The following is a 10385-nucleotide window of genomic DNA, read 5'->3' as shown; positions in this document are numbered from 1 at the left end:
TTGGATAAAAATCTACGTGTTTACACTACCCGCCCTGATACTTTGTTTGGTGCAACTTACATGGTAATTGCTCCGGAACATGAGTTAGTAGACGAAATTGTTACCGACGATAAAAAAGATTCGGTAGAAGCATACATAAAAGCTGCAGCTTTAAAATCGGATTTGGATCGTACGGATCTGGCCAAAGAAAAAACCGGTGTATTTACCGGACGTTATGCCGTTAATCCGGTGAACAAACAGTTGATCCCGATTTGGGTGGCCGACTACGTGTTGATGGGTTACGGAACAGGTGCAATTATGGCGGTTCCGGCACATGATACCCGTGACTTTGAGTTTGCCAAAGAGTTTGATATTCAGATCAACTGTATTCTTGATCCGAAAGATGTGGAGAACCGCGAAGAGATTTTAGCCGGCGATGCCTGCTGGACAGAAGATGGGGCATACATCAATTCATCAAGCGAGGAAACTGGTTTGGATATAAACGGACTGAACAAAGCTGCCGGAATTCAAAAAGTAGTTGAGTGGCTGGAAGGAAAAGGAATTGGAAAAGCAACCACAAACTTTAAGTTGCGCGACTGGTTGTTTAGCCGCCAGCGTTACTGGGGCGAGCCTTTCCCTGTTATTCACTGGGAAGATGGCGAAGTTACTTTGGTGGAGGATGAAAATCTGCCTTTGGAATTGCCAAATCTGGAAGAATACACACCAAGTGAAAGCGGTGAGTCGCCACTGGCAAATGCTGAAGACTGGCTGATGGTTACCGATAAAAACGGACGTAAAGGCCGCCGTGAGACCAACACTATGCCACAGTGGGCAGGATCGTGCTGGTACTATTTGCGCTACATCGATCCGAATAACGAAGACAGTATTTTCGATGTGAAAAAAGAACAGTACTGGATGCCTGTTGACTTGTATGTTGGTGGTGCCGAGCATGCTGTTCTGCACTTGTTGTACTCGCGTTTCTGGCACAAAGTGTTGTTTGATTTGGGCGTTGTTTCAACCGACGAACCTTTCCAAAAACTGTTTAACCAGGGAATGATTCTGGCTTTTGCTTACGAAACTGCAACCGGAGCAAAAGTAGCTTCTGATTTGGTAGAGGAAAAAGACGGTAAATATTTCCACACTGAAACCGGTGAAGAGCTGAGACAAATTGTTGCAAAAATGTCGAAGTCGCTGAAGAATGTGGTGAATCCTGACGACGTGATCGCACATTACGGTGCCGACTCGCTGCGTTTGTACGAAATGTTTATGGGACCGCTCGACGAGCGTAAACCGTGGGCCGAAAACGGTGTGAAAGGGGTTTTCAATTTCCTGGCGCGTGCCTATCGTTTCTTTGCCGACCCTGCAAAAATTGTTGACGGCGAAGAAGATAAAGAGGTGGCAAAATTGCTGCATCAAACCATACAAAAGGTAGAGCACGATATTGAAAATCTGAAGTTTAATACAGGAATTTCGGCACTGATGGTATTTAATAACCTGGCTATTAAAAAGGGAAAAGTTACCAAACAAACGGCTGAAACTTTTGCGAAAATTCTTGCTCCGTATGCACCGCACATGGCAGAAGAGTTTTGGTCACTCTACGGAAACAAAGAAACACTGGCTTACGAAGTTTGGCCAGAAGTTGACGAAAGTTTACTGACCGAAGATTCGCACGAATATCCAGTATCGTTTAACGGGAAAATGCGCTTTAAAATTGAGTTGCCTTTAGATATGCCAAAAGACGAGATTGAAAAAACAGTGCTTGGCGACGAGCGTGCTGCCAAATGGATGGAAGGAAAAACAGTTCGGAAATTCATTTTTGTGCCGAAAAAAATCATAAATATAGCAATTGGATAGTAATTTTCTGATTGCGCATTTAAAGAGATATTTGAAAGGGCAACCACATGGTTGTCCTTTCGTTTTTTAATTCTATGTTATATCGCAAATCCCTGACAATCATCACTATTTTTTCAGTAAAGGCTTTGTTCATTTGCGCGATTTTTTAATACACATAAAATACTAAAAATGGTTAAGGAGATATTGTCGGATAACACACGGCTGGGACGCATGATTCAGGATTATGCAATAATTACTTTCGGGCTGTTGTTGTTTGCAGCAGGCTGGGTATTGTTTCTAATCCCTGCCGAGATAACCGGTGGTGGAATAAGTGGTGTTGCGGCAGTTATTTATTTTGCCACAAAAATTCCTGTAAGTATAACATATCTGATTATTAATGCTTTTCTGGTGCTGGTAGCCATAAAAATTCTGGGTGCCAATTTTGGTGTGAAAACCATTTACAGCATACTGGTTTTAACCGGGTTCTTTGCTCTGTTTCAGAATATTTTGAAGGAACCACTGGTTAACGACACATTTCTTTCAGCAATTTTAGGCGGAATGGCCGGCGGAGTTGGTCTCGGTGTTGTTTTTTCGAGAGGTGGAAGCACCGGTGGAACTGATATTTTTGCCATGATTATTAACAAATACCGCAATATTAGTCCGGGGCGTATAATTTTATTGTGCGACGTTATTATCATTGCTTCGTCGTATATGGTATTCCGCTCGCCCGAAAAACTGGTTTACGGTTATGTTTCCATGTGGGTGGTTTCTTATTCGCTCGATTCGTTTTTAAGTGGTGCCAACCGCTCGGCCCAAATGTTTATTATCTCAAAAGAGTACGAGCAAATTGCAGAATACATTAACAACGAGGCCATTCGTGGGGTAACGATACTAAATGGAACGGGCTGGTATACCAAAAAAGATACGAAAGTAATTATGTCGGTTGTTCGAAAAAAAGAGACCAGCGCCATTTTTCGTAAAATAAAACAGATCGATCCGGATGCTTTTATCTCAATGGGAAGTGTTATGGGCGTTTACGGACAGGGTTTTGATAAGTTGAAATTGTAAGCTGTTCTTTCTGCGATCATTTAATTTTTACCTAAAAACTCAAATTCTTAAATAAATACATACTAATCTTGTTATCTATACAGTTTTCTTATTTTTGCGTTTAATAAATTTTGAAGATGAGGAAGTTGAGATCGATTTTAGTGGGGATGGGACTCGTTGTTGCACTGAGTCAATTGTTTTCGTGTGTACCTAAAAAGGTCCAAAATGATGAGGCACCGGTGTTGGATACCGTTGTTGAAGTAAAAATGCCGGAGTTAAAATACGGACTTCCGGTTGATTCGTTTACGATTGAAATGGGCAAGGTAAAAAACAATCAGTACCTCAGCCAGATTTTAAATGCACGTGGTGTGGGAATGGGAACCATCGATAAAATTGCCCGAAAATCAAGAGACGTTTTTGATGTTCGCAAAATCAAAAGTGGCGAAAATTTCTGTATTCTTTCTACCCGAGATTCTGTTCCGGTGGCCAAATATTTTGTTTACGAAAACTCACCTGTTGAATATACAGTTTTCGAGTTAACCGATACATTAGGAATTTATAAGGGTGAAAAGGAAGTGAAAATCCGCCAACGAACTGCGCATGGAGTGGTTGAAACTTCGTTGTGGAATGCCATGGTGGATAACGGGCAAGACCCGATGCTGGCACTCGAACTTTCCGATATTTTTGCCTGGACCATCGATTTCTTTGCCATCCAGAAAGGCGATCGTTTTAGGGTGATTTACGATGAACAGTTTGTTGATTCCGTTTCCATTGGCATTGGCGAAATTTATGCAGTTCAGTTTGATCACTATGGTGAAGATAACTATGCATTTATCTTCGATCAGGACGACCGTTGGGATTATTTCGATGAGCAGGGTAAAAGTCTGAGAAAAGCTTTCTTAAAGGCACCGCTGAAATTCTCGCGAATCAGTTCCCGCTTTTCGAACAACCGTATGCATCCGGTTTTACGTATCCGTCGTCCGCATCATGGAGTGGATTATGCTGCGCCCAAAGGAACTCCGGTAATGAGTATTGGTGATGGAACAGTTGTTGCAAAAGCCTATCAGAAAAGTGGGGGCGGTAATTATTTGAAAATAAAGCACAATTCAGTTTATACCACTACCTATATGCATCTTTCAGGGTATGGAAAGGGAATTCATACCGGCGCACGCGTAAAGCAAGGACAGGTTATTGGTTATGTCGGTTCAACCGGATTGGCATCAGGTCCGCACCTCGATTTCAGGGTGGCAAAAAACGGAAGTTTAGTCGATCCGCTAAAGGTAAAAGCACCACCCGTTGAGCCGGTGAAAGAAGAAAATATGACACGATACAATGCCGTTAAGGATTCGTTGATGCAGGAATTGCAAAAAATTCAATGGGATGATCTGGATCAAATTCTTGCTAATTCTAATTAGTGAGAGAATTATTTTGAATCTGTTGAGTTGATTAAGGCCCCGGCATTATAGTCACAACTTTATCCTGTAAATTCATATTATAGCTTCCGGGTTTAAAATTTAGACACTGTTTAAATTGGCTGATGTATAAACTTCAATTTATTTCTCAATTTACAAGCTAAGTAGTTCATGTGCGTGTAAAATATGCACCATAGTTTGTAATAAATTGCGCATAAAATGTAACCTTCTAATTTCGAGACAGTTTAAAATACTATTCTTCCTGTTCTGAACGTATATCATTTTAGAAATTAGTTCTAGCTTTAAGTTACCAACCTAAATTGAAGTGGATAAATGGGACGGCATTGGCATTCGTTGTATTTACTATTGTTAGTATCAATTACAATTTTTGTATTTGTAGTTCTGGTTGTTTACGGAGCTGATTATTATTTAGCGGATATCGGTGAACGACATTTTCATGAACAAGATGCTTTGTTGAGACCAACCGGTTTAATCGGGCACGGACTCGGAATTATAGGAGCTGCGTTAATGGTAGTTGGCGTTTTTGGCTATATGGCGCGTAAACGATTAAGGTTTCTGTCGCAGCTGGGAGTGTTAAAATACTGGCTCGAATTCCACATTTTTTTATGCACGCTGGGGCCGATCATGGTTCTGTTTCACACCTCATTTAAATTCGGAGGTATTGTTGCCGTAAGTTTTTGGAGTATGGTGGCCGTAGTAATCAGTGGTGTAATAGGGCGGGTAATTTACCTGCAAATTCCACGAACCATTGAAGGACGTGAAATGAGTCTTCTTGAGCTGAATAAAATGGAAACCGAACTTTGGGCACAGTTCAGCGAGGGGAATGAAGCACTTTCAGCTGGTCTGCAGAAAGTAAATGCAGCATTAAAAACACAATCGTACAGCGAGGATGGTAACTACATGAAACGCCTGGCAAATCGGTTCCGATTTGAGCGCTCCTTAATTGCCGACTTGAGAAAAGAACTGAAAGAGAAAGGCCTTAAAGGAAAAAATTACAGGAAGGCAATAAAGATATTGAAATCAAAAATTATTATGAACCGTCGGATTGCGTGGCTTTCAACCATGCAACAATTAATGCGTTACTGGCACGTGGTACACCTTCCGTTTGCCTTAATTATGCTGGTGATTATGCTGGTTCATATTGTTGTGGCTTTGCTGTTTGGTTACACCTGGATTTTTTAAACTATGGAAAACTTGCTTGAACAAATATTGATTTACGGCGCAGTAGCAATTTTTCTACTGGGAGTGGTTTTCATTTATGTTCGGAAATTGCGGCGTGAATCGAAGATTGTTGAAGAGAAGATACAACGGGCAAAAGAAGACGGATTGCATGAGCCGGTTTCCTTACATCCGGTGGTCGACGTAAATTCATGTATTCAAAGTGGAGCCTGTATTCGGGCTTGTCCCGAACATGATATTCTTGGCATTCGAAATGGTAAAGCAACCGTTATAAATGCCAGCCAATGTGTGGGGCACGGGGCGTGTTTTCATGCCTGTCCAACACAGGCCATATCGCTTTTTATTGGAACCGAAAAGCGGGGTGTTGATCTGCCACATGTTAATCAAACATTTGAAACCAATGTTAAAGGGATGTTCATTGCCGGCGAAATGGGCGGAATGGGATTGATCCGAAATGCAGTGGAGCAGGGAAGACAGGCTGTTCAAAACCTTGCAAAAGGAATAAAAAAAGAAAGCGATGCGCAATACGATTTGATTGTAATTGGCGCAGGTCCGGCAGGAATTTCAGCTACACTTGAAGCCAAACGACTGAAATTGAAAACAATTACCCTCGAACAGGATACGCTGGGCGGAACTGTTTATAATTTCCCAAGGGCGAAAATTGTAATGACCTCGCCAATGGATTTGCCGTTATATGGTAAAGTAAAACTGTACGAAACCAGCAAGCCCGAGTTGCTGGATTTGTGGAACGAAGTTTTGTCGAAGAACGAGATTAAAATCAGCGAAAAACAAAAGGTTAATAAGATAACTAAAACGGAACAGGGATTTTGTGTGGAATGTAACAACGGCGAACTGTATACCTCGCAGCGCGTTTTGCTGGCCATTGGCCGGCGTGGAACTCCACGAAAGTTAAATGTTCCCGGTGAAGATTTGCCAAAAGTGGCGTACCGATTGCTAGAGCCTGAGCTTATTTCGGGGAACAAAATATTGGTAGTTGGCGGTGGCGATTCGGCTGTTGAATCAGCCCTGTTGCTGAATGAAACGAACGAAGTTACACTTTCGTACCGAAAAGAAACCTTCTCGCGCCTAAAACCAAAAAACCGCAAAAACCTTGAAGAAGCCATTGAATCAAAGCTTCTGGATGTGATATTGAATTCAAACGTTGTCGCTATTGACGAAGATTATGTGCGTTTGAAAGTTGTACAACAAGATGAGGAGTTGGTAATTGAAAATAACCTGGTTTACATTTTTGCCGGAGGAGAATTACCAACTGAGTTTTTGCGAAATGCAGGAATTGAAATAACCACAAAATTTGGCGAAGCAATATTGAAACACACTTAGAAATTTGAAAAACATTGGAAAACATATCGTAATTTTTGTGGCAGTATTTTTTATTGCTGTAAAATCCATTGCCCAATTGTCGCCGGGAGAATTGTCTGATGTGCATGCCCATTTGGAAGGCCTTACTAACTGTACGAAATGCCATGTGTTGGGAGAGAAGGAAACATCGTCAAAATGTTTGGTGTGTCATTCCGAAATAAAAAATCTCGTGGACCAAAAGAGAGGTTATCATGCATCTGCAGAAGTTACCGGGAAAAAATGTGCAGCATGCCACGGCGAACATTATGGTCGCGATTTCAAGGTGATTCGAATGAACAAAGATACTTTTAATCACAATGTGACTGGATTTAAACTGGAAGCAAAACATGCAGAAATAAGCTGTGCCGATTGTCATAAAGCGGCGTTAATTAAGAACAAAATTTCGCAGAAAAAATCGGCCGGAACTTACCTGGGAATGGGCACCGAATGTATTGATTGCCATACCGACGTGCACCAAAGTACCTTGTCGCAGACTTGCACAGCTTGCCACAATCAGGAGGCTTTTGTTCCGGCTGCTGGGTTTAATCACCAAACAACTGAATTCCCTTTAGTTGGAAAACACCGGGAAGTTGATTGTGCCAAATGTCATGAGAAAACTACGTTGAATGGCAAAGCATTTCAACAGTTTGCCGATGTGCAATTTGCCAGTTGTGCCAGCTGCCACGAGGATGTGCACAACAATAAATTTGGTAACGATTGTCGTAAATGTCACGATGAGTTTTCTTTCACGCAAGTGAAAAATATTGGCGAATTTAATCACAACAACACCGACTATCCTTTGCGGGGCAAACATGTCGCGGTGGATTGTAAAGAATGCCACACCTCGGGAAATCACACAAAAGCAGTACCGCATACTAATTGTACCGACTGCCACTTCGATTTTCATAAAGGGCAAATTGCCAAAAACGGAATTTCTCCCGATTGTAACTCCTGTCATTCTGTTAATGGATTTTCGCCTTCATCTTTTGGCCTTGAGCGGCACAACAAAACTGAATTTGCCTTGACCGGTGCGCATAGGGCAACACCGTGTTTCGAGTGCCATAAAAAAGGTGAAGTATGGAATTTTAAGTTCGAAGAAATTAATTGTGTTACCTGCCACGCAAATATCCACGAGGATAAAATCGGTAGTAAATTTATGCCGGATTCTGATTGTCGGGCATGTCATAACGAAACGATTTGGAGCCAGATCAACTTTGATCACAACAAAACGAATTTTAAGCTCGAAGGAAAACATACAGCGGCGTCGTGCCGCGATTGCCACTTTAACGAGACTGCCGGAGTTTCCGGGCAAAAGTTTGCAGGACTAGCAGCTGACTGTGCGAGCTGTCATGACGATATTCATTTTGGGCAGTTTGAGGAATCTGGAGAAAATGATTGCGAGCGGTGCCATACGTTTAACAACTGGTTGCCCGAAAAATTCAATCATGATAATGCAAGGTTTAAAATCGATGGAAAACATGAGGGGCTGGAGTGTATTGCCTGCCATAAACCCACCGATAATTTAATACGGAATTACATCGTTTATAAATTTGAAGATATAACATGCGCAAGTTGTCATTAATAATTATAATGTTGTTTTCGGTTTACCAACTGAGGGCACAGGATAATCCCCACGGTGAAGATCTTACATTTGATTGCCTCGACTGCCACACTACCGAAGGCTGGATTTTCTCGAAAGCGACGGCACGTTTCTCGCATGATTCAACTGATTTTATGCTTGAAGGCCAGCATGCTTTTACCGATTGCAGAGCTTGCCACATAACCCTGGTTTTTAACGATGCAAAATCGAGTTGTATTGATTGTCATAACGACATGCACAACAACACGCTTGGCTACGACTGCAACCGTTGTCACGATTCGCGCTCCTGGCTGGTGAGCAACATTACCGAAATTCACCAAACCAGCCGTTTCCCATTGCTGGGAGCTCACAACATCGCTGATTGTTCGGACTGTCATACCAGCGCTTCATTGTTGGAATTTCAGCCTTTGGGAGTGGAATGTATAGATTGTCATAGCCAGGATTATTACGCAACCACTGAGCCCAATCATGTTGAGTCCGGTTTCTCGACCGACTGTTTCGAATGCCACCGTATTGATGCATTTTTGTGGTCGGCGCAAGGCATTAATCACGATTTTTTCCCCTTAACAAAAGGACATGCCGTTAGTAGTTGTACCGAATGTCATACTTTGGGAGTTTTTGAGCCTGTTTCAGCCGATTGTTTTAGTTGCCACGAAACTGATTTCGCTTCGGCAACAAATCCATCGCACCAAAACAGTGGTTTTTCAACACAGTGTACCGACTGTCATACAACCGATCCGGGATGGAGTCCGGCACAGTTTACTGTTCATGATGACTATTATTTCCCCATTTATTCGGGCAGGCACCGCGGCGAATGGAACAATTGTTTTGATTGCCACACGCAGCAAAATAGCTACTCAATGTTTAGCTGTACCGATTGTCATGAACACAATCAAACCGAAACGGACAGTCGCCATAGAGATGTAAATGATTACGTATATACGCCAACAAGTTGTTTCGATTGTCACCCAAGAGGTAATGCAGAAGATGATTAAGATACAAAAACCAAATATCAGATTATTCGGATTGTTTCTTTTGTTTTCGGGAACAATGGCCGTGAATGCGCAAGAATCCGGGGAACTTCTCAATGGGAAAGTATCGTACATTACCGGAGAAAATATTTATGTGCGATTTGCCTCCACCGATCAGATTGAAAACGGCGATACCTTGTTTATCCGGGATGAAAATGGCCTAACGCCGGCTTTACTTGTTGATAATAAGTCATCCATCTCATGTTTGTGTTCCAAGCTTGGAGAGCACACGTTTAAGGTCGACGATATTGTTTTTGTCCGAACAAATAATCCGGTTCGTGATATTGTGCAACCGCAACAGGAATTGCCTGAAAAGGATGTCAATGAACAGGTATTGATTACTTCGGAACCAACAAAAGAATCGTCGAGGACACAGGATATATACGGTAGATTGTCGATGTCTTCTTACTCCAATTTTTCTGATGAAGCGGATAATATTCATCGTTTCCGTTATACCTTATCGGCAAAAGCTTCGAATCTGTCGGGATCAAAAATATCTGCTGAAACTTACGTGTCATTCACGCATAAACTGCATCAATGGGATGTGGTGCAGGAGAATCTGAACAATGCTTTGAAAGTATACAGTTTGGCGCTGAAATATGATATCAACGAGTCGGCAACTGTTTGGGCCGGGCGAAAAATAAATCCGCGCATTGCAAATGTTGGAGCCATTGACGGCTTGCAGTTTGAATTTAAATTTAAAAATATGTTTGCCGGAATTGTTGGCGGTTCACGGCCCGATTACCAGGATTACGGCTACAATTTTGATTTGTTTGAATACGGCGCTTACGTTGGGCAAAGCAAAAAAACGTCTAATGGTTTTGTGCAGTCGTCGCTGGCTTTTTTCGAACAGCGAAATTCGGGGAATGTCGACCGCCGGTTTGTTTACATGCAGCACACTAATTCGGCCATTAAAAATCTAAC

Annotated in this window: 8 protein-coding genes; all 8 read left to right on the top strand. The window is 42.1% G+C overall.

Translation table 11 applies throughout. The features are described 5' to 3' along the window. The coding region (leuS, locus tag ABZB17_RS15845; RefSeq protein ID WP_372651451.1) for a leucine--tRNA ligase at positions 1-1833 on the top strand (1833 nt) is incomplete at its 5' end. Positions 1834-2001: 168 nt separating this feature from the next. Then, on the top strand, positions 2002-2880 hold the full coding sequence (locus ABZB17_RS15840) for a YitT family protein (protein WP_045026276.1): 879 nt from the start codon (positions 2002-2004) through the stop codon (positions 2878-2880). Positions 2881-2996: 116 nt separating this feature from the next. Next, complete coding sequence (locus ABZB17_RS15835; protein ID WP_372651449.1) at positions 2997-4274, top strand: M23 family metallopeptidase; 1278 nt, start codon at positions 2997-2999, stop codon at positions 4272-4274. Positions 4275-4604: 330 nt separating this feature from the next. Then, entirely contained in the window at positions 4605-5474 is an 870-nt protein-coding gene (locus tag ABZB17_RS15830; protein WP_372651447.1) for a hypothetical protein, read from the top strand. A gap of 3 nt (positions 5475-5477) precedes the next feature. Further along, complete coding sequence (locus ABZB17_RS15825; RefSeq protein ID WP_372651445.1) at positions 5478-6812, top strand: NAD(P)-binding domain-containing protein; 1335 nt, start codon at positions 5478-5480, stop codon at positions 6810-6812. A gap of 4 nt (positions 6813-6816) precedes the next feature. Beyond that, positions 6817-8412 carry a cytochrome c3 family protein gene (locus tag ABZB17_RS15820; RefSeq protein ID WP_372651443.1) on the top strand — a complete coding sequence of 532 codons (1596 nt, stop codon included), beginning with the start codon at positions 6817-6819 and terminating at the stop codon, positions 8410-8412. Beyond that, positions 8403-9425 (top strand): hypothetical protein, encoded by a 1023-nt coding sequence (locus ABZB17_RS15815; protein WP_372651442.1) that lies wholly within the window; start codon positions 8403-8405, stop codon positions 9423-9425. The genes ABZB17_RS15820 and ABZB17_RS15815 overlap by 10 nt, the downstream gene beginning before the upstream one ends. After that, on the top strand, positions 9418-10385 hold a 968-nt coding region (locus ABZB17_RS15810; RefSeq protein ID WP_372651439.1), incomplete at its 3' end, for a hypothetical protein. The genes ABZB17_RS15815 and ABZB17_RS15810, both read left to right, overlap by 8 nt.

Source organism: Draconibacterium sp., from assembly GCF_041583095.1.
GTDB lineage: Bacteria > Bacteroidota > Bacteroidia > Bacteroidales > Prolixibacteraceae > Draconibacterium.
This window is presented reverse-complemented; position numbering and strand designations above follow the sequence as displayed.

Bases quoted from the DNA above. Each gene is read 5' to 3' on its own strand.
- ABZB17_RS15840 (WP_045026276.1), top strand. From the start codon at position 2,002: ATGGTTAAGGAGATATTGTCGGATAACACACGGCTGGGACGCATGATT.
- ABZB17_RS15835 (WP_372651449.1), top strand. From the start codon at position 2,997: ATGAGGAAGTTGAGATCGATTTTAGTGGGGATGGGACTCGTTGTTGCA.
- ABZB17_RS15830 (WP_372651447.1), top strand. From the start codon at position 4,605: ATGGGACGGCATTGGCATTCGTTGTATTTACTATTGTTAGTATCAATT.
- ABZB17_RS15825 (WP_372651445.1), top strand. From the start codon at position 5,478: ATGGAAAACTTGCTTGAACAAATATTGATTTACGGCGCAGTAGCAATT.